General features: G+C 69.4%; 22 protein-coding genes and 2 tRNA genes. 18 read left to right on the top strand and 6 right to left on the bottom strand.

From position 1 onward, the window contains the following. The first annotated feature begins 529 nt into the window (after positions 1 to 529). The 8 genes from dnaN (at position 530) to ACIA6T_RS11050 (ending at position 10,588) form a co-directional block, all read left to right on the top strand. Positions 530 to 1,660 carry a DNA polymerase III subunit beta gene (dnaN, locus tag ACIA6T_RS11085; RefSeq protein ID WP_399446255.1) on the top strand — a complete coding sequence of 377 codons (1,131 nt, stop codon included), beginning with the start codon at positions 530 to 532 and terminating at the stop codon, positions 1,658 to 1,660. A 224-nt stretch (positions 1,661 to 1,884) separates the two neighbouring features. Then, on the top strand, positions 1,885 to 2,760 hold the full coding sequence (gene gnd / locus ACIA6T_RS11080) for a phosphogluconate dehydrogenase (NAD(+)-dependent, decarboxylating) (RefSeq protein ID WP_030857037.1): 876 nt from the start codon (positions 1,885 to 1,887) through the stop codon (positions 2,758 to 2,760). Positions 2,761 to 2,834: 74 nt separating this feature from the next. After that, positions 2,835 to 3,956, top strand: a complete 1,122-nt coding sequence (gene recF / locus ACIA6T_RS11075; RefSeq protein WP_399446254.1) for a DNA replication/repair protein RecF — start codon at positions 2,835 to 2,837, stop codon at positions 3,954 to 3,956. Further along, positions 3,953 to 4,495, top strand: coding sequence for a DUF721 domain-containing protein (locus ACIA6T_RS11070; RefSeq protein ID WP_399446253.1), 543 nt, complete (start codon positions 3,953 to 3,955; stop codon positions 4,493 to 4,495). The genes recF and ACIA6T_RS11070 overlap by 4 nt, the downstream gene beginning before the upstream one ends. A gap of 432 nt (positions 4,496 to 4,927) precedes the next feature. Further along, positions 4,928 to 6,988 (top strand): DNA topoisomerase (ATP-hydrolyzing) subunit B, encoded by a 2,061-nt coding sequence (gene gyrB, locus ACIA6T_RS11065; protein WP_399446252.1) that lies wholly within the window; start codon positions 4,928 to 4,930, stop codon positions 6,986 to 6,988. 42 nt (positions 6,989 to 7,030) lie between these two features. Further along, positions 7,031 to 9,625 (top strand): DNA gyrase subunit A, encoded by a 2,595-nt coding sequence (gene gyrA / locus ACIA6T_RS11060; RefSeq protein ID WP_399446251.1) that lies wholly within the window; start codon positions 7,031 to 7,033, stop codon positions 9,623 to 9,625. Positions 9,626 to 9,643: 18 nt separating this feature from the next. Beyond that, positions 9,644 to 10,390, top strand: coding sequence for a DUF3566 domain-containing protein (locus ACIA6T_RS11055; RefSeq protein WP_399446250.1), 747 nt, complete (start codon positions 9,644 to 9,646; stop codon positions 10,388 to 10,390). A 121-nt stretch (positions 10,391 to 10,511) separates the two neighbouring features. Then, positions 10,512 to 10,588 (top strand) — tRNA-Ile (locus tag ACIA6T_RS11050). A gap of 300 nt (positions 10,589 to 10,888) precedes the next feature. On the opposite strand, the gene ACIA6T_RS11045 is transcribed toward ACIA6T_RS11050, so the two are convergent. Next, positions 10,889 to 11,257, bottom strand: a complete 369-nt coding sequence (locus ACIA6T_RS11045; RefSeq protein WP_399446249.1) for a DUF6344 domain-containing protein — start codon at positions 11,255 to 11,257, stop codon at positions 10,889 to 10,891. A 339-nt stretch (positions 11,258 to 11,596) separates the two neighbouring features. On the opposite strand from ACIA6T_RS11045, the gene ACIA6T_RS11040 reads away from it, so the two are divergent. Together ACIA6T_RS11040 and ACIA6T_RS11035 are read left to right on the top strand one after the other, a co-directional pair. After that, on the top strand, positions 11,597 to 11,725 hold the full coding sequence (locus tag ACIA6T_RS11040) for a DLW-39 family protein (RefSeq protein WP_003999697.1): 129 nt from the start codon (positions 11,597 to 11,599) through the stop codon (positions 11,723 to 11,725). Between the two features lie 96 nt (positions 11,726 to 11,821). Beyond that, entirely contained in the window at positions 11,822 to 13,204 is a 1,383-nt protein-coding gene (locus ACIA6T_RS11035; protein ID WP_399446248.1) for a hypothetical protein, read from the top strand. Positions 13,205 to 13,230: 26 nt separating this feature from the next. Here ACIA6T_RS11035 and ACIA6T_RS11030 read toward each other — a convergent pair whose 3' ends face one another. Both ACIA6T_RS11030 and ACIA6T_RS11025 read right to left on the bottom strand, forming a co-directional pair. Further along, positions 13,231 to 14,907, bottom strand: coding sequence for a protein kinase (locus ACIA6T_RS11030; RefSeq protein WP_399446247.1), 1,677 nt, complete (start codon positions 14,905 to 14,907; stop codon positions 13,231 to 13,233). Between the two features lie 87 nt (positions 14,908 to 14,994). Further along, positions 14,995 to 15,543 carry a DNA-binding protein gene (locus tag ACIA6T_RS11025; protein ID WP_030857021.1) on the bottom strand — a complete coding sequence of 183 codons (549 nt, stop codon included), beginning with the start codon at positions 15,541 to 15,543 and terminating at the stop codon, positions 14,995 to 14,997. Positions 15,544 to 15,725: 182 nt separating this feature from the next. Between ACIA6T_RS11025 and ACIA6T_RS11020 the strand changes: the two genes are divergently transcribed. Further along, a tRNA-Ala gene (locus tag ACIA6T_RS11020) sits at positions 15,726 to 15,798 on the top strand. Between the two features lie 124 nt (positions 15,799 to 15,922). Here the strand turns inward: ACIA6T_RS11020 and ACIA6T_RS11015 are convergent. Further along, entirely contained in the window at positions 15,923 to 16,627 is a 705-nt protein-coding gene (locus ACIA6T_RS11015) for a DUF5324 family protein (RefSeq protein WP_399446246.1), read from the bottom strand. Positions 16,628 to 16,966: 339 nt separating this feature from the next. Here ACIA6T_RS11015 and ACIA6T_RS11010 point away from each other — a divergent pair, with 339 nt between their 5' ends. Both ACIA6T_RS11010 and ACIA6T_RS11005 read left to right on the top strand, forming a co-directional pair. Next, on the top strand, positions 16,967 to 17,503 hold the full coding sequence (locus tag ACIA6T_RS11010; protein WP_385051185.1) for a peptidylprolyl isomerase: 537 nt from the start codon (positions 16,967 to 16,969) through the stop codon (positions 17,501 to 17,503). Between the two features lie 103 nt (positions 17,504 to 17,606). Then, on the top strand, positions 17,607 to 18,494 hold the full coding sequence (locus tag ACIA6T_RS11005) for a rhomboid family intramembrane serine protease (RefSeq protein ID WP_399446245.1): 888 nt from the start codon (positions 17,607 to 17,609) through the stop codon (positions 18,492 to 18,494). A gap of 279 nt (positions 18,495 to 18,773) precedes the next feature. Here the strand turns inward: ACIA6T_RS11005 and crgA are convergent, their stop codons facing one another. Continuing rightward, positions 18,774 to 19,028 (bottom strand): cell division protein CrgA, encoded by a 255-nt coding sequence (gene crgA / locus ACIA6T_RS11000; protein ID WP_399446244.1) that lies wholly within the window; start codon positions 19,026 to 19,028, stop codon positions 18,774 to 18,776. 141 nt (positions 19,029 to 19,169) lie between these two features. Between crgA and ACIA6T_RS10995 the strand changes: the two genes are divergently transcribed. From ACIA6T_RS10995 to ACIA6T_RS10975, 5 genes are all read left to right on the top strand, one after another. After that, a complete protein-coding gene (locus tag ACIA6T_RS10995) occupies positions 19,170 to 19,949 on the top strand; it encodes a DUF881 domain-containing protein (RefSeq protein WP_399446243.1) in 780 nt (259 codons plus the stop codon). Positions 19,950 to 20,145: 196 nt separating this feature from the next. Then, entirely contained in the window at positions 20,146 to 20,307 is a 162-nt protein-coding gene (locus tag ACIA6T_RS10990) for a hypothetical protein (RefSeq protein ID WP_175449228.1), read from the top strand. After that, entirely contained in the window at positions 20,304 to 20,942 is a 639-nt protein-coding gene (locus ACIA6T_RS10985; RefSeq protein ID WP_399446242.1) for an aminodeoxychorismate/anthranilate synthase component II, read from the top strand. The genes ACIA6T_RS10990 and ACIA6T_RS10985 overlap by 4 nt, the downstream gene beginning before the upstream one ends. Next, on the top strand, positions 20,939 to 22,066 hold the full coding sequence (locus tag ACIA6T_RS10980; protein WP_399446241.1) for a class E sortase: 1,128 nt from the start codon (positions 20,939 to 20,941) through the stop codon (positions 22,064 to 22,066). Before ACIA6T_RS10985 ends, ACIA6T_RS10980 begins: the two co-directional genes overlap by 4 nt. Before the next feature lie 13 nt (positions 22,067 to 22,079). After that, positions 22,080 to 22,844 (top strand): class E sortase, encoded by a 765-nt coding sequence (locus ACIA6T_RS10975; RefSeq protein WP_399446240.1) that lies wholly within the window; start codon positions 22,080 to 22,082, stop codon positions 22,842 to 22,844. An 87-nt stretch (positions 22,845 to 22,931) separates the two neighbouring features. Here ACIA6T_RS10975 and pknB read toward each other — a convergent pair whose 3' ends face one another. Beyond that, a complete protein-coding gene (gene pknB, locus ACIA6T_RS10970) occupies positions 22,932 to 24,932 on the bottom strand; it encodes a Stk1 family PASTA domain-containing Ser/Thr kinase (RefSeq protein ID WP_399446239.1) in 2,001 nt (666 codons plus the stop codon). Positions 24,933 to 25,077 lie beyond the last annotated feature (145 nt).

The following is a 25,077-nucleotide window of genomic DNA, read 5'->3' as shown; positions in this document are numbered from 1 at the left end:
TGATCGCCTGGTTCTCCACATGACTGTCCACTGTTCGGCAACACAGCGCACTCTCTCACCGTGGCGAGTGAAAGGCGTCACACCGAGCTGCCGAAGGGGCCTGTGGGAAAGAGCCTCAAACCTGGGGACGGAGCTGGGGAGAACTCGCCCCTCCCTGTGTACGGGATGTGCAGAACTTTCTGTTCTCCACAGAGACGCCCAGTTGTCCACGGCCTCCACCCACAGGCCCCGTGGACAAAATCCCCAACCTGACCTGCGGAAACGAGGTTATCCACGGTATCCACAGGCCCTACTACTACTCCCAACTAGAGAGAGCGAGGAATTCGTTTCGAAGGAGGCCCTGTGCACAACTCGGTGTCTCGGCCCCGACTGCCACTCGTCACGACTTGACCCTGAGGGGCATCTACTGTCAGTGCGGTGCGTCAGACTGTTCCCGGTGTCCTTCCCCTCACCGGGGCCGACGACACCGAGTCAGACGACGAAAGCCAGGCAGGGCGAGAAGCGCCGGCAACAGCAGGAGGCGGCAACAGTGAAGATCCGGGTGGAACGCGACGTACTCGCGGAGGCAGTGGCCTGGGCGGCGCGCAGCCTCCCGGCCCGTCCGCCGGCCCCTGTCCTCGCCGGCCTGCTCCTGAAGGCCGAGGACGGCCAGCTGAGCCTGTCCAGCTTCGACTACGAGGTCTCCGCGCGGGTGTCGGTGGAGGCGGAGATCGAGGAGGAGGGCACGGTCCTCGTCTCGGGCCGGCTGCTGGCCGACATCTCCCGCGCCCTCCCCAACCGGCCGGTGGAGATTTCCACAGACGGTGTACGGGCGACGGTGGTCTGCGGCTCCTCGCGGTTCACACTCCACACACTGCCTGTGGAGGAATACCCGGCCCTGCCGCAGATGCCGAACGCGACGGGCACGGTCCCCGGCGAGGTCTTCGCCTCCGCCGTGCAGCAGGTCGCCATCGCGGCCGGCCGTGACGACACGCTGCCCGTCCTCACCGGTGTGCGCATCGAGATCGAGGGCGACACCGTCACGCTGGCCTCCACCGACCGCTACCGCTTCGCGGTCCGCGAGTTCCTGTGGAAGCCGGAGAACCCGGAGGTCTCCGCGGTCGCCCTGGTGCCCGCCAAGACGCTCCAGGACACCGCCAAGGCGCTGACCAGCGGTGACCAGGTGATCCTGGCGCTGTCCGGCTCGGGTGCGGGCGAGGGCCTGATCGGCTTCGAGGGCGCCGGCCGCCGTACCACCACGCGCCTGCTGGAAGGCGACCTCCCGAAGTACCGCACGCTGTTCCCGACCGAGTTCAACAGCGTCGCCGTGATCGAGACCGCCCCCTTCGTGGAGGCCGTCAAGCGCGTGGCCCTGGTCGCCGAGCGCAACACCCCGGTGCGGCTGAGCTTCGAGCAGGGTGTGCTCATCCTGGAGGCCGGTTCCAGCGACGACGCACAGGCTGTGGAAAGGGTCGACGCCCAGCTGGAGGGCGACGACATCTCGATCGCCTTCAACCCGACGTTCCTGCTGGACGGCCTGAGCGCCATCGACTCCCCGGTGGCCCAGCTGTCCTTCACCACGTCCACCAAGCCGGCGCTGCTCAGCGGCCGTCCGGCGGTGGACGCGGAGGCGAACGACGCCTACAAGTACCTGATCATGCCGGTGCGGCTCAGCGGCTGAGGTGCGTCCGCCGCAGCGACTGCCGGGGGCGTGGGGGTCGGCCCCCGCGAGACCGCGGTATGCCGGTGCGGCTCGGCGGCTGACCGTCGTCCCGAGCGAAGCCGCAGGTGAGGGCTGCGTGTGAGCGCCTATGCCCACAGATGTGCGCGGGCGTCCGGGTTTAGGCTCGGACGCCGGCACGTACGTGCCGTCACGCCACGTCGCATACCTAAGGATCACAACTGATGGAGCTCGGTCTCGTCGGCCTCGGCAAGATGGGCGGCAACATGCGCGAGCGGATTCGCCGCGCGGGTCACACCGTCCTCGGATACGACCGCAACCCGGACCTCGCCGATGTCCACAGCCTGCGGGAGCTTGTGGACAAGCTCAGCGGCCCCCGTGTGGTGTGGGTGATGGTTCCGGCGGGTGGGCCGACCCAGTCCACGATCGACGAGCTCGCCGAGCTGCTCGAGCCGGGTGACGTCGTCGTGGACGGCGGCAACTCCCGCTGGACGGACGACGAGAAGCACGCCGAGGAGCTGGCGGCCAAGGGCATCGGCTTCGTCGACTGCGGCGTCTCGGGCGGCGTCTGGGGCCTGGAGAACGGCTACGCGCTGATGTACGGCGGCGACAAGGAGAACGTCGCCAAGGTGCAGCCGGTGTTCGACGCCCTCAAGCCGGAGGGCGACTTCGGCTCGGTGCACGCGGGCAAGGTCGGCGCGGGCCACTTCGCGAAGATGGTCCACAACGGCATCGAGTACGCCATGATGCAGGCCTACGCCGAGGGCTGGGAGCTCCTGGAGAAGGTCGACTCGGTGACCGACGTCCGGGAGGTGTTCCGCTCCTGGCAGGAGGGCACCGTCATCCGCTCCTGGCTGCTCGACCTCGCGGTGAACGCCCTGGACGAGGACGAGCACCTGGACGGGCTCCGGGGTTTTGCACAGGACTCCGGTGAGGGACGCTGGACTGTGGAGGCCGCCATCGACAACGCGGTCCCGTTGCCGGCGATCACCGCCTCGCTGTTCGCGCGGTTCGCCTCCCGTCAGGAGGACTCGCCGCAGATGAAGATGATCGCGGCGCTGCGGAACCAGTTCGGCGGCCACGCGGTCGAGAAGAAGTAGTCCACAGGGCACGTCCCGTATCCACAGGACCGTTTCCGCGGTCCGCAACGCCGGGGGAGGTCGGCGGAACGACCATGCACGTCACGCATCTGTCGCTGGCCGACTTCCGGTCCTATCCCCGGGTCGAGGTCCCGCTCGACCCGGGGGTGACGGCCTTCGTCGGGCCCAACGGGCAGGGCAAGACGAACCTGGTCGAGGCGGTCGGCTACCTCGCCACCCTCGGCAGCCACCGGGTCTCCTCCGATGCCCCGCTGGTCCGCATGGGCGCCGACCGCGCGATCGTCCGGGCCCAGGTCCGGCAGGGCGAGCGGCAGCAGCTCGTCGAGCTGGAGCTGAACCCGGGCCGCGCCAACCGCGCCCGCATCAACAGGTCCTCGCAGGTCAGGCCCCGGGACGTGCTGGGGATCGTACGGACCGTGCTGTTCGCGCCCGAGGACCTCGCCCTGATCAAGGGCGACCCCGGTGAGCGGCGCCGGTTCCTGGACGAGCTGATCACCGCCCGCTCCCCGCGCATGGCCGGTGTCCGCTCCGACTACGACCGGGTGCTCAAGCAGCGCAACACCCTGCTGAAGTCGGCCGCGCTGGCGCGCCGGCACGGCGGCCGCGCCATGGACCTGTCCACGCTCGACGTCTGGGACCAGCACCTCGCGCGTGCGGGCGCCGAGCTCCTGGCGCAGCGGCTGGACCTGATCGCCACGGTCCAGCCGCTGGCCGACAAGGCGTACGAGCAGCTCGCGCCCGGCGGCGGACCGGTCGCCCTGGAGTACAAGCCGTCCGCGCCCGGCGAGGCCCACACGCGCGAGGACCTTTTCGAGCAGCTGACGGCCGCGCTCGCCGAGGCCCGCAAGCAGGAGATCGAGCGGGGCGTCACCCTGGTCGGTCCGCACCGCGACGACCTGCTGCTCAAGCTGGGTCAGTTGCCCGCCAAGGGCTACGCCTCCCACGGCGAGTCCTGGTCGTACGCGCTGGCGCTCCGTCTGGCCTCCTACGACCTGCTGCGCGCGGAGGGCAACGAGCCGGTGCTGGTGCTCGACGACGTCTTCGCCGAGCTGGACGCGCGGCGGCGCGAGCGGCTGGCCGAGCTGGTGGCGCCCGGCGAGCAGGTCCTGGTGACCGCGGCGGTCGACGACGACGTACCCCATGTGCTGGCGGGTGCGCGGTTCGCCGTGTCCGAGGGGACGGTGGAACGCGTATGACCGATCAGGGCACGCCCGGAAGCGGTGCCGGGAAGGCCCCCGAGCCGTCCGGTGTCGACCTCGCGCGCGTGGCGTTGCGCGCGGCCAAGGAGGCGGCACGCGCGCGTGGGGACGCGGCGCAGCAGAAGAAGCAGGCGCGGCGCGGCGGCCTGCGTTCCGGCGCGCGCGCCGACCGGCGCGACCCGATGGCGCTCGGCCCGGCGATCAACCGGCTGCTCAGCGAGCGCGGCTGGGAGGCCCCGGCCGCGGTGGGCGGGGTGATGGGGCGCTGGCCCGAGATCGTCGGCGAGGACGTGGCCAAGCACTGTGAGCCGGAGCGGTACGACGAGGACGAGCGGGTGCTGGTCGTGCGCTGCGACTCCACGGCGTGGGCGACGAATCTGCGGCTGCTCGCGCCGACCCTGGTCGCGCGTCTGAACGAGGACCTCGGGCACGGCACCGTGCGGCTGATCAAGGTCGTCGGCCCCGGCGGTCCCGCCCGTCGCTTCGGTCCCCTGCGCGCTCCCGGAAGCACGGGTCCAGGGGACACGTACGGGTGACCGGGCGCCCGTTTCGGGCCCTTCAGCCCTACGTGATGGACATCACAACGCGGGTCTCGACGGTGCTTTCCGGCCGCCGGTGCCCGTTTCGTCGCGGCATCGCACGCGGTTGCGAATCGCCACCTGACTCCTAAGTAGCCAAGGGTTGACGGCCCGAAGCGCTGGGTGCCCTCGTGGGGCTCCTGGAGCCCCCATCCGCATATCGGGAGTCGGACGAGACCGGTTGAGGGCGGCACATGCGGACTCAGGTGCCCGCAAACCCCCATCGATGTCAGTGCTACCGGTAGAATGGAAGACAATCCCGCCCCGAACGTGGGGACCGCCCGGGAAAAGCTGAGCAACGCTGATCAAGGCTTACCAACGCAACATGCCGCAGCCGCTCCGGCAACCTGCCGACGAGCCCGGCTCGTGCTGTGCCAGAAAGGGCGCTTCGTGGCCGATTCCGGCAACCCCAACGAGAACATCCCGTCCACCGACACCGGCGTGAACAGCGCGGCGACCACCTCGGGCAACGAGGTCACCGCCTCGTACGACGCCAGTGCGATCACCGTCCTCGAGGGTCTGGACGCGGTCCGCAAGCGACCCGGTATGTACATCGGTTCCACCGGTGAGCGAGGACTGCACCACCTGGTGCAGGAGGTCGTCGACAACTCCGTCGACGAGGCGCTGGCCGGTCACGCCGACACGATCGACGTGACGATCCTCGCCGACGGCGGCGTCAAGGTCGTCGACAACGGCCGTGGCATCCCGGTGGACATCCACCCCGTCGAGAAGAAGCCGGCCGTCGAGGTCGTGCTGACGGTGCTGCACGCGGGCGGCAAGTTCGGCGGCGGCGGCTACGCGGTCTCCGGTGGTCTGCACGGTGTCGGCGTCTCCGTCGTGAACGCCCTGTCGTCCAGGGTGTCCGTCGACATCAAGCGCGACGGCTACCGCTGGACGCAGGACTACAAGCTGGGCGTCCCGACCGCGCCGCTCGCCAAGCACGAGGCGGTGGAGGACTCCGGTACGACGGTCACCTTCTGGGCCGACCCGGACGTCTTCGAGACCACCGAGTACTCCTTCGAGACGCTCTCCCGGCGCTTCCAGGAGATGGCGTTCCTCAACAAGGGCCTGCGGATCAACCTCACCGACGAGCGCGAGTCGGCGAAGGCCACCGCCGGTGCGGACGAGGCGGGCGAGGACGAGAAGCACGAGGTCAAGGCCGTCTCGTACCACTACGAGGGCGGCATCCTCGACTTCGTGAAGTACCTCAACTCCCGCAAGGGAGAGGTGGTGCACCCCACCGTGATCGACCTGGAGGCCGAGGACAAGGACAGGCAGCTGTCCCTCGAGGTCGCCATGCAGTGGAACGGCGGCTACACGGAGGGCGTGTACTCCTTCGCCAACATCATCCACACCCACGAGGGCGGTACGCACGAAGAGGGCTTCCGCGCGGCGCTCACCTCGCTCATCAACAAGTACGCGCGGGACAAGAAGCTGCTGCGCGACAAGGACGACAACCTCACGGGTGACGACATCCGCGAGGGTCTGACCGCGATCATCTCGGTCAAGCTGGGCGAGCCGCAGTTCGAGGGCCAGACCAAGACCAAGCTGGGCAACACCGAGGTGAAGACCTTCGTCCAGAAGGTCGTCTACGAGCACCTCAACGACTGGCTGGACCGCAACCCCAACGAGGCCGCGGACATCATCCGCAAGGGCATCGCGGCGGCCACCGCGCGCGTGGCGGCCCGCAAGGCGCGTGACCTGACCCGCCGCAAGGGCCTGCTGGAGTCGGCGTCGCTGCCGGGCAAGCTGTCCGACTGCCAGTCGAACGACCCCACCAAGTGCGAGATCTTCATCGTCGAGGGTGACTCCGCCGGCGGTTCGGCCAAGTCCGGCCGCAACCCGCAGTACCAGGCGATCCTCCCGATCCGCGGCAAGATCCTCAACGTCGAGAAGGCGCGCATCGACCGGATCCTGCAGAACCAGGAGATCCAGGCGATGATCTCCGCGTTCGGTACCGGTGTGCACGAGGACTTCGACATCGAGAAGCTCCGCTATCACAAGATCATTCTGATGGCGGACGCCGACGTCGACGGCCAGCACATCAACACCCTGCTGCTGACCTTCCTGTTCCGCTTCATGCGGCCGCTGGTCGAGGCCGGACACGTGTACCTGTCCCGTCCGCCGCTCTACAAGATCAAGTGGGGCCGGGACGACTTCGAGTACGCCTACTCCGACCGCGAGCGCGACGCGCTGATCGAGATGGGCCGCAACGCCGGCAAGCGCATCCGCGAGGACTCCGTCCAGCGCTTCAAGGGTCTCGGTGAGATGAACGCCGAGGAGCTGCGCGTCACCACGATGGACCAGGAGCACCGGGTCCTCGGCCAGGTCACCCTGGACGACGCCGCCCAGGCCGACGACCTGTTCTCGGTCCTCATGGGCGAGGACGTCGAAGCCCGCCGCGCGTTCATCCAGCGCAACGCCAAGGACGTCCGCTTCCTCGACATCTGAGTCGGTCTCAGCTGACCGCACCAGGAAGGACCTTCACCAGCAATGACCGACGAGAACACTCCTGTGACGACGCCCGAGGGTGACGCCCTGGCCATGCGTGTCGAGCCCGTCGGGCTCGAGACGGAGATGCAGCGCTCCTACCTCGACTACGCGATGTCCGTCATCGTCTCGCGTGCGCTGCCGGACGTCCGTGACGGCCTCAAGCCCGTGCACCGCCGCGTGCTGTACGCCATGTACGACGGCGGCTACCGCCCCGAGCGCGGCTTCTACAAGTGCGCCCGCGTCGTCGGCGACGTCATGGGCAACTACCACCCGCACGGCGACAGCTCCATCTACGACGCCCTGGTGCGCCTCGCCCAGCCCTGGTCGATGCGGATGCCGCTCGTCGACTCCAACGGCAACTTCGGCTCGCCGGGCAACGACCCGGCGGCGGCCATGCGGTACACCGAGTCGAAGATGGCGCCGCTGGCGATGGAGATGGTCCGTGACATCGACGAGGAGACCGTCGACTTCACGGACAACTACGACGGCCGCTCCCAGGAGCCGACCGTCCTGCCGGCCCGCTTCCCGAACCTGCTGATCAACGGTTCGGCCGGCATCGCGGTCGGTATGGCGACCAACATCCCGTCGCACAACCTGCGCGAGGTCGCGGCCGGCGCCCAGTGGTACCTGGAGAACTTCGAGTGCTCGCACGAGGAGCTGCTGGACGCGCTCATCGAGCGCATCAAGGGCCCCGACTTCCCGACCGGCGCCCTCGTGGTCGGCCGCAAGGGCATCGAGGAGGCGTACCGCACGGGCCGCGGCTCGATCACCATGCGCGCGGTGGTCGAGGTCGAGGAGATCCAGAACCGCCAGTGCCTGGTGGTCACGGAGCTGCCCTACCAGACCAACCCCGACAACCTCGCGCAGAAGATCGCCGACCTGGTGAAGGACGGCAAGATCGGCGGCATCGCGGACGTCCGCGACGAGACGTCGTCCCGGACCGGCCAGCGCCTGGTCATCGTGCTGAAGCGGGACGCGGTCGCCAAGGTCGTCCTGAACAACCTCTACAAGCACACCGACCTGCAGTCGAACTTCGGCGCCAACATGCTGGCGCTGGTCGACGGTGTGCCGCGCACGCTCTCCCTGGACGCGTTCATCCGGCACTGGGTGAACCACCAGATCGAGGTCATCGTCCGCCGTACGCGCTTCAGGCTGCGCAAGGCCGAGGAGCGGGCGCACATCCTGCGCGGCCTGCTGAAGGCCCTGGACGCCATCGACGAGGTCATCGCGCTGATCCGGCGCAGTGACACCGTGGAGATCGCGCGCGGGGGCCTGATGGACCTCCTGGGGATCGACGACATCCAGGCCAACGCCATCCTCGAGATGCAGCTGCGCCGACTGGCCGCCCTGGAGCGCCAGAAGATCGTCCAGGAGCACGACGAACTCCAGGCGAAGATCAACGAGTACAACGAGATCCTCGCCTCCCCGGTCCGCCAGCGCGGCATCGTCAGCCAGGAGCTGGCCGCGCTCGTCGAGAAGTACGGCGACGACCGCAAGACGAAGCTGATCCCCTACGAGGGCGACATGTCCATCGAGGACCTGATCGCCGAGGAGGACATCGTCGTCACGGTCACGCGCGGCGGCTACATCAAGCGCACCAAGACCGACGACTACCGGGCCCAGAAGCGCGGCGGCAAGGGCGTGCGCGGCACGAAGCTCAAGGAAGACGACATCGTCAACCACTTCTTCGTGTCCACCACCCACCACTGGCTGCTGTTCTTCACCAACAAGGGCCGGGTCTACCGGGTGAAGGCCTACGAGCTGCCCGACGCCGGCCGGGACGCGCGCGGGCAGCACGTGGCGAACCTGCTGGCCTTCCAGCCGGACGAGACGATCGCCCAGATCCGCGCGATCCGCGACTACGAGGCAGTGCCCTACCTGGTCCTGGCCACCAAGGCGGGCCTGGTGAAGAAAACACCGCTGAAGGACTACGACTCCCCGCGCTCGGGCGGTGTGATCGCGATCAACCTGCGGGAGCAGGAGGACGGTTCCGACGACGAACTGATCGGCGCCGAACTCGTCTCGGCCGACGACGATCTGCTGCTGATCAGCAAGAAGGCGCAGTCGATCAGGTTCACGGCGACGGACGACACACTCCGTCCCATGGGCCGTGCGACCTCGGGCGTCAAGGGCATGAGTTTCCGCGAGGGGGACGAGCTGCTCTCGATGAATGTTGTTCGACCCGGTACGTTCGTGTTCACTGCCACGGACGGCGGGTACGCGAAGCGGACCGTCGTCGACGAGTACCGCGTCCAGGGTCGCGGCGGCCTCGGCATCAAGGCTGCCAAGATTGTCGAGGACCGCGGCACCCTCGTCGGCGCGCTGGTGGTCGAGGAGACCGACGAGATCCTCGCCATCACGCTGTCGGGTGGTGTGATTCGTACGCGAGTCAACGAGATCAGGGAAACCGGCCGTGACACCATGGGCGTCCAACTGATCAATCTGGGCAAGCGCGATGCCGTGGTCGGCATCGCCCGTAACGCCGAGGCCGGGCGCGAGGCGGAGGAAGTCGACGGCGACGTGGCCGTGGACGAGACCACCGACGGGGACGCGACCACCAGTACGGACGAGGGTGAGGCGCCCTCGGCCGAGTAACACGAGGAGTGAGTCAGCGTGAGTGGAGCCACGGGCGCCGGACCGGCCGGTACCAACAGGGGAACGGACGGCGGCGGCCGTGGCTCCGCCGCGCGGGCGGCGGATCCGCACACGACCAATCTCAAAGCGATCAAGCCGCCCGCCAAGGACGCCTCCTCGTCCGGCAGGCAGGGATCCCAGGGGGGAACCGTGACGGACACCCGAGGCCCGCAGCAGGCCGCGCCCGGCCAGGGCGCCGCCGCTCAGACGGCCTCACCACTGCCGGGGGAACGGCAGTCGCAGCAGCAGGCGGGCCCGTACCACCCGCCGCAGGCCTACCCGGCGCAGGCCGGTACGGCGGCCGGCCAGACCGGCGCGGTACGACGTCCCCGCACGGGGGCGCGCACCACCCCGCGCGTGCGCAAGGCACGTCTGCGGGTGTCGAAGGCCGACCCGTGGTCGGTGATGAAGGTCAGCTTCCTGCTCTCCATCGCGCTCGGCATCTGCACGATCGTCGCGTCCGCGGTGCTGTGGATGGTCATGGACGCCATGGGCGTGTTCTCGACGGTCGGCAGCACGATCTCCGAGGCGACCGGCTCCAACGAGTCGAACGGCTTCGACCTCCAGTCGTTCCTGTCGCTGCCCAACGTCCTGATGTTCACGACGATCATCGCGGTCATCGACGTCGTCCTGGCGACGGCGCTGGCGACGCTCGGCGCGTTCATCTACAACCTCTCCGCGGGTTTCGTGGGCGGTGTCGAGCTGACGCTGGCCGAGGACGAGTGAGCTGTTCACAGCGGTCTCCCCGCCCGTTCTGAGGGTCCCGCGACAACCGATTTTGGGACTGCCCCGGTCGTGCGCTAATCTTCAGGAGTCAGCGCGCGGAACACACACCGCAGAGCGCGGCGGGGCTATAGCTCAGTTGGTTAGAGCGCATCCCTGATAAGGATGAGGCCACAGGTTCAAATCCTGTTAGCCCCACCAGCGACAAGACCCCCAGCCGGTACCGGCTGGGGGTCTTCTCTTTCACGGGCCGCATCAGCCGGTGAGCGGCACCCGGGGCCTTGCCCAGAGGGACGGGCCCCGGACGGCGGCCTTGAAGCGATCGCAGTGGCCGGCGTCCGTCCCCTGCCGTGGACAGCGAACGTGGACGGCGGAGAAGACCCCGGTCGGATGTCGACCGGGGTCTTCTGGTGTCGGCTCGGGCCGTGGTGCTGTACGCGAGTTCGCCAGGACTCGGGGAAGCGGCGACGGCGCGAGGAGGGGGCGGTGGAGGCTCCGTGATCAGCGCTGGAGGGGGATGCGGCCGGTGGCGGGCTCCGTGCGGGTGGACGTCGTGTCGTCGGAGCAGTCCGCGGAGTCGGACTCCGCCGTCGTGTCCGGGGACGGACGGTGCCGGCAACTGGGAGACTTGCCGTGGGCCTCGGCGTGGATGCGCTGTTTCATCGTGGGGGGCAGGGCCCTGGCCAGTGACCAGGACCGCGGGGGCGTCGTCGACGCCGACACGTTCGGGGTGCTGTCGCTGTTGCGCGTCTTGTCGGTCTGCGGTACGGCCGCGGAAGCGGTCGTGGTGATGAGTCCGAGCGCCGTGCACAGCGCGAGGAAGGCGGTGACGATGGCGTTCCACAGCTTCATGACCTTGTTCCGGGCCATGGCCCCTCACTTTCGGGTTGGGCGATTTGCGTACTTTCCTCATGATGTGTATGGGGGTCGCGAAATGGTGGACCGACGCCCGTGGCGCGTGGATGTTCAGATGAACACCACACGGATGGGTGCATAAGCGGAGAAAAGATGCGGAGACGGCGGAGAAGCCGCCAAAGTGACCGTCCGTGCGGATGCGATCACCCTCCGGCCGGATCGCCGTACTCCGCTTCTACTGCGCCGTGCCGGAGGGCAGTTGGAGGGGCCGACGCAGGTCACCGATCGGTATCGACCGGTGTGTATAGTCGGGCGCCAGAGGTCCCCTACGTCAAGGAAAGACGAGGTCGCGCGGTGAAGAAGCTTCTCCTGGTCGCACTGGCCGCCATCGGCGGGCTCCTCGTGTACCGCCAGATCCAGGCGGATCGCGCCGAGCAGGATCTGTGGACGGAGGCGACTGACTCCGTGCCCACGGGTTCGTGAGTACCGACATCCGACGCTGAACAGACCCCGGCCGCCCACGCGGTCGGGGTTTTGTTGTGTCGGGGACTTGTCGGAGGGCCTCGTCCGCGGGGCAGGATGGGCGCGGTGCGACGTCCGGGCGACGACGAGGGGTGGCGCGTGAGGGGACGGCGGGGCAGGGCCCGGGCCGGGCACGGCGGGCTCTCGGCCTGCGTACGTGCGGGCGTGGTGACGCTCGCGTCCGTGACGGTGCTGGGACTGGCCGGTGTGCTGCCGGGGCGGGGGGCCGTCGCGGACGAGGCCGCCGAAGACGCCGGGGCCTATGCCTTCGCCGAGGACGCGCGGAGGATCGACGGCACCACGAGCACCGCGGCCGCCGTGGAGCTGGAGCCCGGCCGCACCTACCGGAGCACTCTCCCGGCGAGCGGCGCGGTCTACTACCGGCTCGAACTCGACGCCACCACGAGCACCTACGCCTCCGCCACCGCCGTACCCCCGGCCGGCCGCACCGCCTCCGTCATCGACGGGGTCAAGGTGTCCGTGCAGGACGGCGAGGGCCGCTCCTGCGACGTGGACACGGCGAGCTTCGGCACCGCCGGCAGCCGGCATCCGGTCGCCGCGTGGGCCATGCGGGAGATCTCCCCCAGGAGATCACTCTGCCAGGAGGCCGGTACGTACTACCTGGGCGTCGAACGCGTCGACCCGGACGGGGAGGGATCCACCCCCGGCCCCTGGGAGATGGAGCTCACCGCGGTGGCGGAGCCCCCTCTGGAGCGGACCGGTACGACGAGCGCACCGAAGGAGTGGAACTCCGCCCCGCCCCAGCCCTTCACCGGGAAGCCCGAACGACGCCCCGGTGGCGCGGGCTTCACCCGAGCCACCCCCGTCGGCCAAGGAGTCTGGCGGGACGACATCCGCCCCGGCCAGACACTCTTCTACAAGGTCCCCGTCGACTGGGGCCGGCAGCTCTACGCCACCGCCGAACTGGGCGGTTCGAGCAAGGGCGTCAGCGGCTACACCGCCGCCGCGCTGGACCTGGACCTCTACAACCCCGTACGCGGTCACGTCGTGGACGTGGGTGTCGGCTACGACGGCGGCCGGAAGGCGGAGAGCCTCGCGCCCCTCCCGCCGGTCGCGTACGCCAACCGGCACGCCGCCGGACGCCAGGTCGGGGCGATGCGGTTCGCCGGCTCCTACTACCTCGTCGCGCACCTCTCGGCCGCGGTGGCGGACGACTTCGGCGACGGGCCCGTCCCGCTGACGCTGCGGGTGCGGCTGAGCGGTGCGGCGCAGGAGGGGCCCGGATACGCGGCGGAGTCCGTGCCGCCGGACGTCTTCACGGTCACGGGGGAGGACCGGGAGGCGGCGGCCGAGGGCGAGGACGCGGGCGGCGGCGCCGCCTTCCGGGCGCTCGCGGTGGGCGGCATCGGTACGGGCACCGCACTGCTGGCGGGGCTCGGCGTGTGGACGCTGGCGGCCCGGCGGCGGGCCGTGCCGTAAGCCGTGGACGGCTTGGACAGTGGCGGTCAGACGCGCGTGAGGGCCCAGAACCCCACGGCGTAGCAGGCCAGGGCCAGGAGTAGCAGGGGAACGACCGCCTTTGCCGGAGGACCGGGGCGGCGGCTGCGCCGGCGATGGGTCCGGGGAGCGGTGGGCCCGCGCTGTGACAGTGCCTCGCCCACAGGGGGGGTCCGCGGGGCCCGGGCGGTGTATTCCGCGGTGGAGGCGTCGGGACGCGCGGCCGGCCGTGGCAGGGGGGCACGCAGCTGATGAGTGGGGTCGTGGGGGGAGACGGAGGGGACGGCGCCGGCCGGCCGGTACCGCACCGGCACCTGGGGGGCCTGCTCGGGGGGCGGCGGAGCGGGCGCGGGGGAGGAGGCGACCGTGGACCGGGGCGGTGGCAGGGGGAAGCTCCCGGTGTCCGACATGCCGGGCGGGTGCGGGGAGGCGCCGGACGCGGTGCCCAGACGCGGATCGGTGGGTACGACGCCTCCGCCCCCGTCCGGGCCCGCACCGAGCGCCCTTGAGCCGGTTCCGGCGGGTGTGCCGAGCGCCCTTGGCCCGTCCGGGCCCGCACCGAGCGCCCTTGAGTCGGTTCCGGCGGGTGTGCCGAGCGCCCTTGGCCCGTCCGGGCCCGCACCGAGCGCCCTTGAGTCGGTTCCGGCGGGTGTGCCGACGCCCGCCGCCGTGGCCGGCCGGACGGGCCCGGGGCCGGTCGTGCCGCCGGAGGCGTCCGCACCGCCCGTGTCCCGGCCGGAGCCGGAACCGGGCGAAGAGTCCCGCTCCTCCTCCGGGGCGGTACGCACCACGCCCGAAGCACGCTTCAGCGGGCCGTCCGCGGCGAATCCCGGGGGCAGGGGACCCAGTTGGTCGAAGATCTCGATCAGTTCGTCGTCGGGGCCGGGCTCCGGAAGGAGCTCCGCGGCGGCCGCGAGCGCCTTCCGCGCCCCTGTGGCCGTACGGAACCGCGCCTGCGGATCCGGCTGGAGCAGCGAGGCCACCACCTGCCACAGCGGCTCGGGGATGCCCTGGGGTGCGCCGGGCGTCCCGTGGTCGGCGAAGTACTGGATGAGGGCCTTGGCGTCCGGCTTGGCGCCCTCCAGCAGATACAGCGCCACCAGGCCCACGGCGAACAGGTCGGCGGGGAAGTCCGGATCGGAGCCCATCAGCTGCTCCGGCGCGAGATAACCCGGCGTGCCCACCACCAGGTTGGTCTCGGTCAGCCGGGGCTCGCCCAGCCGCATCGCGATGCCGAAGTCCGACAGCCGCAGCCGTGGCCTGCCCGTGCCGGTGGCCTCCAGGAGCACGTTGGCGGGCTTGACGTCGCGGTGCACGACGTCCTCCGCGTGCACCGCGGAGAGCCCCGCCAGTAACTGGTCGAGCAGGGTGCAGACGAAGGCCGGCGGCAGCGGACCGTAGTCGCCGACCAGGTGGACCAGCGAACCGCCGGCGACCAGGTCCATGGTGAACAGGACCTTGTCGTCGTCGGCGGCCCAGCTCGTGGGCGCCAGGACATGGGGATGGTCGATCCGCAGCGCCTGCTCGCGCACGAAACGGAGCAGGGAGTGGGCGTCGCTCTGCAGCAGGACCTTGGCGGCCACATAACGGCGGCGGCGGTGGTCCCAGGCGCGCCAGACGGCACCGACACCCCCGCGCCCGATCGGATCGACCAGTTCGTACCGGCCGGCGAAGACCTCACCCATCGCTGTGCGTCGTCCCTCCCCTGCGGTGTCCCCCGTCTTCCGCGCGTCACTGGCGGCCGAACCCCCCTTCGGCCGCCGGGCGGGGAATCAGTTCTGGTGGGACTGGTAGTGCGTGACCGCGTCGGAGGTGCGGCCCGCGCCGTAGACCCGGAGGAACTCTGCCAGTTCGGGGTGCGTGGGGGCGAGGGTGTCGGCGGCCTCGATGATGTCGCCGGCGGCGGCCACCGAACGCAGCAGGGACTGGATCTCACGGACCACCCGCTTGACCGTGGGCGCCCCCGAACCGCTTGTCGTCTGCGTGGTGTTGCTGAGCACCGAGCCCCCCTGTGACCTCTTGATCTCGTCCATGCGCTCGGTCGCCTCGGCCGCGCTCACACTGCCGTCGGCGACCTGCCCCGCCAGGTCCTGCAGCAGCTGCACCCGCTGCACCACGGCGGGGTTCCCGATCTTCGCCCGCTGGCCGCTCATCAGCTGCGACAGCATCGGTGCGGACAGTCCCAGAACCCCCGCGAGACGAGCCTGGTTGAGGCCCAGGTCGTCTATGAGCCTACGGAAGAGCGCCCCCAGCGGCTCCCCGTACCAGTTCCGCTGCAGTTCCCGCGCTCTTGCGGTGGCTTCCTGCTGTGCGGCGTCCATTGCGTCTCCCCATCGCTTCCCCAAGAACCATGGTTCGCTGTAGCGAACCACGTCCGAGCATCTTACGGAGAGTGGTTGGTCACGGGGACCCCCAATCTTTTTGCGGAATCCCCGGGGGAACCCGGTACTCTGGTCCCAGGCGCCCATCGGCATGCGGTTCTCGCAGGTGGACGCTTTCCTCCGGGGCCTTAGCTCAGTTGGTAGAGCGCTGTCTTTGCATGGCAGATGTCAGGGGTTCGACTCCCCTAGGCTCCACACTCGGACCCCTCCCACCTGCGGAAACGCGGTGGGAGGGGTCCCTTGTTTCACGTGAAACGTCGCGGTGGGGCAGGAGACACCCAAGTCTCCTGCCCCACCGCGCCGTTGACGCCGCCGCGCGTCAGGTCTGGTCGTCGCGCCGGGCGGTCTCCTCCTCGGCCTCCTTGGCCTCGACCTCCGGGTCGAGCGTGGCCCCGCTGCTGCCGTCCACCGACGCCAGCTTGGCCGACCCCGACGACACGTCCGTCGCGGCCGGCGGCTCCACCAGCCAGTCCGGGTTGGCCTGCTTGTCCCACCACTTCCAGGCGGCGAAGGCACCGCCCGCCACGGCCCCCAGGACCAGGACCATCTTCGCGGCACGGCCGGCCTTCGCCCGCCGTCGCTGCTTGCGGACCAGCTTCTGGATCTGCCGCGCCGGAACCTGACCGCGCAGCGCGACCAGCGCGGCCGCACCACGGGCCGCGGCCTCTTCCGTCACGGGACCGGCGGCGGCCACCGCCTGCTCGATCCTCGGGCGGGAGTAGTCCGCCGCCTGCCGGGCGACCTTGCGAGTGCGGTCGGCGGCCTGGTGAGCGGCCAGGTCGACCTTCGGCGGCACATGCGTCCGGGCCTGCTCCAGATACGGCTGCACATGGGCGCCGTACTGGACGCGGGCCTGGCCTGCGGCCTGCGTCACCATGGGCGCGAGCCGTACGCGGGCCTCCTGCGCGTAATGCGCGGCCCTGACCTTGGCCGTGTCGGCGTAGGGCGCCACCACTTCCGCGGCGTGCAGCACGCTGTCCTTCGCCGAACCGGTCGCGGCGCGCACGCTGTCGATGCGGGTCACGGGTTCCTCCTCCTCGGTGGCGTACGGTATTTCGACTTTCCACCCTTTTACGGATCATGCCTGCCGAGTCACCGCGCGGCATGCGCGGACGGGCATCCGGGTGCCGGTGAACTCGATCGATGGTGATATCGACTGTGATAGCAGATGAATACTGGGCAATAGGAGCTTGTCGTCGACAATGCCACGGATCGCCACCATGCGCCCCCGGCGCGGGACCACTCACCCGGTTCCGCGTAAGCGGAACGGTCAGGTCCCCCGCCTGTGAACGGACGCCGGGCGACTGCGCGCCCCGTCCGTGCGAGGATCAGGGAGTCACGGAAAGACAACGGAAGGCACATCGTGGCTGAGCAGCTCAACGCCACCCTCAAGACCAACCACGGCGACATCCAGGTCCGGCTCTTCCCGAACCAGGCGCCGATCACGGTCAAGAACTTCGTCGAGCTCGCCAAGGGCGAGCGGGAGTGGACCCACCCGCAGACCGGTGCGAAGACCACGGACAAGCTCTATGACGGTACGGTCTTCCACCGGGTGATCAGCGGCTTCATGATCCAGGGCGGAGACCCGCTGGGCAACGGCACCGGTGGTCCCGGCTACCAGTTCGAGGACGAGTTCCACCCGGACCTGCGCTTCGACAAGCCCTACCTGCTGGCGATGGCCAACGCCGGACCGGGCACCAACGGCTCGCAGTTCTTCATCACCGTCGCCCCGACGGCCTGGCTGAACCGCAAGCACACCATCTTCGGCGAGGTCGCCGACGCCGCCAGCCAGAAGGTCGTCGACGCCATCGCGTCCGCGCAGACCAACCCGCGCACCGACCGCCCGGTGAACGACGTCGTGATCGAGTCGGTCGTGATCGGCGAGATCAGCAAGGGCTGACACCTCCTCCCCGGAGCGCGAAAGCCCCCGAAGGGAACCAATCGCCCCGCTCATCCGTAAGGATGGGCGGGGCGGGGCTTTTCCACACGACCTAGGGGATCCCATGGACGACCAGGCAGCCGGCACTCCGCAGGAGGCTCAGCGCGTCCCCGTCTGCTATCGCCACCCGGACCGCGAGACCGGCATCCGCTGTACCCGGTGCGAGCGGCCGATCTGCCCGGAGTGCATGGTCGACGCCTCGGTGGGGTTCCAGTGCCCGGAGTGCGTCCGCAAGGGCTCGGGCACGGGACACGCGCCTTCGGCCTCCATGCCCCGCACGCTCGCCGGTGGATCCGTCGCCGCCGATCCCCGCCTGCTGACCAAGATCCTTCTCGGGATCAACCTCGCGGTGTTCATCGCCGTACAGGTCCGGTCGTCCCTGCTGGACCACCTCGTGCTGGTCGGCGTCTGGCCCCCGGCGCCGTTCATTCCCACCGAGGGGGTGGCCGAGGGTGAGTGGTACCGCCTGTTCACCTCGATGTTCACGCACGAGGAGATCTGGCACATCGGCTTCAACATGCTCGGTCTGTGGTGGCTCGGTGGACCGCTGGAGCAGGCTCTCGGCCGCGCCCGCTACCTGGCGCTCTATCTGATCTCGGGCCTGGCGGGCAGCGCGCTGACGTATCTGCTGGTTGCGGGGACCACGGCCTCACTCGGCGCGTCCGGCGCGATCTTCGGGCTGCTCGGCGCGACCGCCGTACTGATGCGCCGGCTGAACTACGACATGCGGCCGATCATCGCCCTGCTGGTGATCAACGTGATCATCACGTTCGGCTGGGGCGACATCGCCTGGCAGGCCCATGTCGGGGGCCTGGTCGCCGGTGTCGTGATCGGGTACGCCATGGTGCACGCCCCGCGCGAGCGGCGGGCGTTGGTGCAGTACGGCACGTGTGCGCTGGTGCTGGCCGTGGTCGTCCTGATGACCCTGCTGAGGACGGCGCAGCTTACCTGAGCACCGAGTTTGTCCACAGTCGGTGGCGGATCTTGTGCACAGGGTGCCCGGAAGGCTGTGCGCTGGGTGATCGACCAGCGTTTCCGCAGATCAGACGGTGTGCGAACAGGTCTTCGGTTACTGGTATTTCTGTCACACCGGCGTCAATGCCCCGAAAGTTATCCACAGATCGGGTCTCCTATCCACATGTGGACAAGGCCTGTGGATAACTCAGAGGACAACCCTGCCCAGAGCTGATGGACAGCCCTGGGCAGAGGAGCGCTCACCGTGCGGCGAGCGTTACTTCCACTGAGTGGAGACACCGAATCCGGCGGCGATGAACCCGAAGCCCACCACGATGTTCCAGTTGCCCAGGGCGTCGATGGGCAGCGAACCGTCGGTGACGTAGAAGACGACGATCCAGGCCAGGCCGATGAGGAACATGGCCAGCATCACCGGCGCGACCCAGGCACGGTTGGTCAGCTTGAGTACGGTCGTCTGCTTCGCCGGCGGCGGCGTGTAGTCGGCCTTCTTGCGGATACGTGACTTCGGCACGAGGGTCTCTCCTGTCGATGCGCTGCGTGGCCGCGCAGGGAACTGGGTCGGGCTCGGGGCAGCGTACAAGGGGACTCCGAGCACTCCCCCGGGCGTCCGTTAGCGTAGTGCTTCCACGGCGCCGAAGGAGATAAGGGTACGTTGAGCAATTCTGCCGACTTCCCCGGGAAGGAATCCAGCCCTGCCCGCCGACGCCGTCTCCGGCCCGTGCGGATCCTCACCGCGGGCGTCTTCGCTCTGGCGGGACTCATCTTCTTCACCAGCTTCGACACGGCCAAGGGCACCAACATCCGCACGGACGCCTCGCTGCTGAAGCTCTCCGACCTGATCCACGAGCGCAGCCGCAAGAACGGCGAGCTGGAGGAGTCCAACGGCGCGTTGCGCGACGACGTGGAGTCCCTCGCCGAGCGCGACGACGGCAGTACCAAGGCGGAGGACGACAAGCTCGCCGCCCTGGAGAAGCGCGCCGGCACGCAGAAGCTCAAGGGCGAGGCGATCACGGTCACCCTCGACGACGCGCCGCCGGACGCCACCGCCAAGCTCCCCGGCTACCCCGAGCCGCAGCCCGACTACCTGGTCATCCACCAGCAGGACCTCCAGGCCGTGGTGAACGCGATGTGGCAGGGCGGCGCCGAGGGCATCAAGGTCATGGACCAGCGGCTGATCTCCACCAGTGCCGTGCGCTGTGTGGGCAACACCCTGATCCTCCAGGGCCGCGTCTACTCACCGCCGTACAAGATCACGGCAGTCGGTGATCCCGAGAAGCTGAAGAAGGCGCTCAGCGCCTCGCCGGCGATCCAGAACTACATGGTGTACGTCAACGTCTACGGGCTCGGCTGGCAGGTCGAGGACAACGGGACGACGACCCTGCCCGGCTACTCGGGCACGGTGGACCTGCACTACGCGAAGCCCGTGGAATAGCGGCCCGTCCCGGTTTCACGTGAAACAAGCCCGGGCATCGAGGCGATCGGCCCTGAACCACGTATGCGTGGGTGCACACGGCCGGACCGGTCCCGACCTCACACGGCCTGTGGAGGCCGGGAAACCGGAGGGGCACGCCGTTAGTCTGTTGGCGTACGGCGTGGGTCTGGTGCCGTGGTGCGACGGAAGGGACGGCATGTACAGCTGGATCTGGCGGCATCTGCCGGGCAACGGATGGGTGCGGGCACTCATCTCACTGGTGCTGATCACCGCCGTGGTCTACGTCCTCTTCCAGTACGTCTTCCCGTGGGCCGAGCCGCTGCTGCCCTTCAACGATGTGACGGTGGACAACCAGTGAGCGCGCGCATTCTCGTCGTCGACAACTACGACAGCTTCGTCTTCAACCTGGTCCAGTACCTCTACCAGCTGGGCGCCGAGTGCGAGGTCCTGCGCAACGACGAGGTGTCGACGGCGCACGCCCAGGACGGTTTCGACGGGGTGCTGCTGTCGCCGGGCCCCGGTACTCCCGAGGAGGCCGGCGTCTGCGTGGACATGGTCCGGCACTGCGCGTCCACCGGGGTGCCGGTCTTCGGCGTCTGCCTCGGCATGCAGTCGATGCAGGTGGCGTACGGCGGTGTCGTGGGCCGTGCGCCCGAGCTGCTGCACGGCAAGACGTCGCCGGTGGAGCACCAGGGCAAGGGCGTCTTCGCGGGCCTGCCCTCCCCGTTCACGGCGACCCGCTACCACTCGCTGGCCGCCGAACCGGACACGGTACCGGCGGAGCTGGAGGTCACGGCCAGGACGCCGGACGGCATGGTGATGGGGCTGAGGCACCGTGAACTCCTGGTCGAGGGGGTGCAGTTCCATCCCGAGTCGGTGCTGACCGAACACGGCCACCGGATGCTGGCCAACTGGCTGGTGGAGTGCGGCGACGAGGGCGCGGTGGCGAGGTCGGCGGGGCTCGCCCCGGTGGTGGGCAGGGCCACGGCGTGACCGCGCTGCGCCCCGAGCGCGAGTCCGGCGCCGACGCCTACGGCGGCGCCGGCGGACAGGACACCCCGTACGGCGGACAGCCGTACGGGGCGCCGGGTGCGCACGGGGACGGCTGGTACGGCGACACGGCGTCCGACCCCTATGGTGGCGCTGCCGAGAGCACCGCGTACCTGCCACCGGTCGACGAGGAGACGGTGGCGCTGCGGATCCCCGAGCCGCCGGAGCGGACGGCGCGTGAGGAGACCGCGTCGGCTCCCTTAGCGGCACCGGGCGGGCGTGCGGCCCGCAGGAAGGCCGCCAGGAAGCGCCACGGGCGCCGTGGAGGCTCTCACAAGGCCGTGGAGGGCCCTGGTGCCGACGCGGGCCGGGAAGGCGCGTCAGAGGCGCCTGAGGAGGCGTCACGGGCTCCGCTGTCGCGGGTGGAGGCGCGTCGGCAGGCGCGGGCGAGCAAGGCGAGTCCGGCGGTCGTCGCGAGCCGGGCCATCGGTGAGGTGTTCATCACCTGCGGTGTGCTCATGCTGCTGTTCGTCACCTACCAGTTGTGGTGGACGAACGTGCGGGCGCACGCGCAGGCCGGCAAGGAGGTCAGCGACCTCCAGAACGACTGGGCCAGCGGCGAGCGCAAGCCGGGGGCGTTCGAGCCGGGGCAGGGCTTCGCGCTGCTGCACATCCCCAAACTGGACGTGGTGGTGCCGATCGCGGAGGGCATCAGCAGCAAGAAGGTGCTCGACCGCGGCATGGTGGGGCACTACGCGGAGGGCGCGCTGAAGACGGCGATGCCGGACGCGAAGACCGGCAACTTCGGTCTCGCGGGCCACCGCAACACGCACGGGGAGCCGTTCCGCTACATCAACCGGCTGGAGCCGGGCGACCCGATCGTGGTGGAGACGCAGGACGAGTACTTCGTCTACAAGATGGCGTCGGTCCTGCCGGTGACGTCGCCGAGCAACGTGAGCGTCCTCGAACCGGTGCCGAAGGGATCGGGCTTCACCGGGCCCGGCCGCTACATCACGCTGACCACGTGCACACCGGAGTTCACCAGCAAGTACCGCTTGATCGTCTGGGGCAAGATGGTCGAGGAACGGCCGCGCAGCAAGGGCAAGCCGGATGCGCTCGTCAGTTAAGGGCAGAGGGAACGTGGCAGCGACCGCCGACGACACCGAAGAACACGCCGACGCGCCCGCGTCCCCGCCGCCACCGGAGCGCCGCCTGGGGCCGGTGGCGATGACGGTCAGCTTCTTCGGGGAACTCCTCATCACCGTGGGCCTGGTGCTCGGCCTGTTCGTCGTCTACTCGCTGTGGTGGACGAACGTCGTCGCCGACCGCGCGGCGGACAAGCAGGCGGACAAGGTCCGCGACTCCTGGTCCCAGGGGTCCGACGACGACGGTGGCAGCGGTGGACCCGCCTCCTACGACAGCAAGAGCGGCATCGGCTTCCTGCACGTGCCCGCGATGAGCGGTGACGAGATCCTCGTCGAGAAGGGCACGTCGATGAAGGTCCTCAACGACGGCGTCGCCGGCTACTACACCGATCCCGTGAAGGCGACCCTGCCGACCTCCGGCAAGAAGGGCAACTTCACCCTCGCCGCCCACCGGGACGGTCACGGCGCGAAGTTCCACGGCATCCACAGGATCGAGAAGGGCGACCCGATCGTCTTCGAGACGAAGGACACCTGGTACGTCTACAAGACCTACGCGATCCTCCCCGAGACCTCGAAGTACAACGTCGACGTCCTCGGGAAGATCCCGAAGGAGTCCGGCAGGAAGAAGGCAGGCCGCTACATCACGCTGACCACCTGCACGCCGGTGTACACCAGCAAGTACCGGTACATCGTGTGGGGGGAACTGGTCCGCACGGAGAAGGTGGACGAGGAGCGGACCCCGCCGGAGGAACTGCGCTGACCTCGCGCGGGGCGACCCGCGCAGCAAGGAGCCCCGGCCCTCTCCGAAGAGGGCCGGGGCTCCTGTCGTACGGGGTGCTACGACGCGTCAGTCGTCCTCGCGGCCGCCGGTGAGGCCGCCGAAGATGCCGCCGTCGTTGCCGCCGTTGTTGCCGCCCTGGTCCACGGTGACCAGGTTGATCGCCGTCCCCTTGTCGACCGGGTTGCCCTGGCCGGGACTGGAGGTGATGACCCGGGAGTTCTCGTCCTGCGAACCGCCGATGTTGCCGACCACGAGTCCGGCCTGCTCGATCATCTTCCGGGCGTCCTTGAGGGTCTGCCCATTGATGTTCGGGACCGCGACCTGCTGGTTCTGCGGTGCCTTGGCGATCTTGATGTTGACCGTACTGCCGCGGTCGATGTCCGTACCCGGGGCGAAGCTCTGCTCGAAGACGGTGCCCTCGGCCTGGGCCGTGGACTCCTCCTCCGTCTGGGCTCCGAGTACCAGACCCTTTGCCTCCAGCAGCGCCTTGGCATCAGCGGGGCTCTTGCCCAGGAGGCTGGGCACGGTCACCTGGGCCGTCTCCTTGGCGACGGTGAGCGTGACCGTGGAGCCCTTCTCCTTCGAGGTGCCGCCCGCGGGGTTCTGGGAGAGCACCGTGTCGGGTGTCTGAGTGGACTCCTCGGACTGCTGCTCGACCTCGAAGCCCTTCTCCTTCAGGGCTTCTTCCGCGTCGTCGAAGGTGAGGCCCTCGACATCCGGAACCTCGACCTTCGGCGCCCCGGTGGACACCGTCAGGTTGACGGTGGAGTCCTTCTCGACCTTCGTACCCGCGTCGGGATCCTGCTCGCAGATCTTGCCCTTGCTCTGGTCCTCGCAGGGCTCTTCCTTGAAGGTGAGTTGCAAGTCGCCGTTGACGGCCAGCTGTTCGGCGTCCTCTTTGGTCTCGCCGACGAAGTTCGGGGTCGCGACCGTGTCGTTGCCCACGCCGCCGCCACCGCCGATGGCCCAGCGGCCGATCAGGATCGCACCGATGAGGACCAGGACACCCGCCACGACCAGCAATATCGTCGAGGTGTTGTTCTTCTTCGGCTGGCGTCGACGGCTCTGGCGGTCGTCGTAGCCGTAGCCGCCGTCGTCCGGGTTCATGGGCGGCAGCATCGAGGTCGCCGCCGCGGCGCCGGCCTCCTGGCGCAGGGCCGTCGTCGGCTGGTCGTCGGGGTAGCCGCCGTAGCCGACCGCGCCCAGGGCGGCGGTCGCCGCGACGGGCTGGCCGTCGAGGCAGGCCTCGATGTCGGCGCGCATCTCGTCGGCCGACTGGTACCGGTAGTCGGGGTCCTTGACCAGCGCCTTCAGCACGATCGCGTCCATCTCGGGCGTGATCTCGGGGTCGAAGACGCTCGGCGGCTGCGGTTCCTCCCGTACGTGCTGGTAGGCGACCGCGACCGGGGAGTCGCCCACGAAGGGCGGCCGGACGGTCAGCAGCTCGTACAGCAGGCAGCCGGTGGAGTACAGGTCGGAACGCGCGTCGACCTGCTCGCCCTTGGCCTGCTCCGGCGAGAGGTACTGCGCGGTGCCGATGACGGCCGAGGTCTGGGTCATCGTCATGCCGGAGTCGCCCATCGCGCGGGCGATGCCGAAGTCCATGACCTTGACCTGGCCGTTGCGCGTCAGCATGACGTTGGCCGGCTTGATGTCACGGTGGACGATGCCGGCCCGGTGGGAGTACTCCAGGGCCTGGAGGATGCCGATGGTCATCTCCAGCGTCCGCTCCGGCAGCAGCTTGCGGCCGCTGTGCAGGAGCTCACGGAGCGTGGAGCCGTCGACGTACTCCATGACGATGTACGGGATGGAGACCCCGTCGATGTAGTCCTCGCCCGTGTCGTAGACCGCGACGATCGCGGGATGGTTGAGCGAGGCGGCCGACTGGGCCTCCCGGCGGAACCGGGCCTGGAAGGACGGGTCGCGTGCGAGATCCGCGCGCAGCGTCTTCACCGCCACCTGGCGTCCGAGCCTGGTGTCATGCGCGTGGTAAACCTCCGCCATGCCACCACGGCCGAGCACCGGGCCCAGCTCGTACCGGCCGCCGAGGCGACGCGGCTCTTCCATAGCTACTACCAGCCCTCTCCGTCGGTCCCGGGCGGCACACGCGTGCCGCCGGAGGCTGCCGTCCGGGCCTACCGTACCCGGCTCTTTTTGTGTGACCTGGCCAAGTGCGTCAGCCGATATGGGACCGGTACCGCAACGTGCACCG

This window comes from Streptomyces sp. NPDC051740 (genome assembly GCF_044453165.1).
GTDB classification, from domain to species: Bacteria; Actinomycetota; Actinomycetes; order Streptomycetales; family Streptomycetaceae; genus Streptomyces; species Streptomyces atrovirens.
The sequence above is the reverse complement of the archived record's forward strand: the minus strand, read 5'-3'. Positions and strand labels throughout refer to the sequence as shown.

Bases quoted from the DNA above. Each gene is read 5' to 3' on its own strand.
- gnd (WP_030857037.1), top strand. From the start codon at position 1,885: ATGGAGCTCGGTCTCGTCGGCCTCGGCAAGATGGGCGGCAACATGCGC.
- recF (WP_399446254.1), top strand. From the start codon at position 2,835: ATGCACGTCACGCATCTGTCGCTGGCCGACTTCCGGTCCTATCCCCGG.
- ACIA6T_RS11070 (WP_399446253.1), top strand. From the start codon at position 3,953: ATGACCGATCAGGGCACGCCCGGAAGCGGTGCCGGGAAGGCCCCCGAG.
- gyrA (WP_399446251.1), top strand. From the start codon at position 7,031: ATGACCGACGAGAACACTCCTGTGACGACGCCCGAGGGTGACGCCCTG.
- ACIA6T_RS11045 (WP_399446249.1), bottom strand. From the start codon at position 11,257: ATGGCCCGGAACAAGGTCATGAAGCTGTGGAACGCCATCGTCACCGCC.
- ACIA6T_RS11035 (WP_399446248.1), top strand. From the start codon at position 11,822: ATGGGCGCGGTGCGACGTCCGGGCGACGACGAGGGGTGGCGCGTGAGG.
- ACIA6T_RS11030 (WP_399446247.1), bottom strand. From the start codon at position 14,907: ATGGGTGAGGTCTTCGCCGGCCGGTACGAACTGGTCGATCCGATCGGG.
- ACIA6T_RS11025 (WP_030857021.1), bottom strand. From the start codon at position 15,543: ATGGACGCCGCACAGCAGGAAGCCACCGCAAGAGCGCGGGAACTGCAG.
- ACIA6T_RS11005 (WP_399446245.1), top strand. From the start codon at position 17,607: ATGGACGACCAGGCAGCCGGCACTCCGCAGGAGGCTCAGCGCGTCCCC.
- ACIA6T_RS10990 (WP_175449228.1), top strand. From the start codon at position 20,146: ATGTACAGCTGGATCTGGCGGCATCTGCCGGGCAACGGATGGGTGCGG.
- pknB (WP_399446239.1), bottom strand. From the start codon at position 24,932: ATGGAAGAGCCGCGTCGCCTCGGCGGCCGGTACGAGCTGGGCCCGGTG.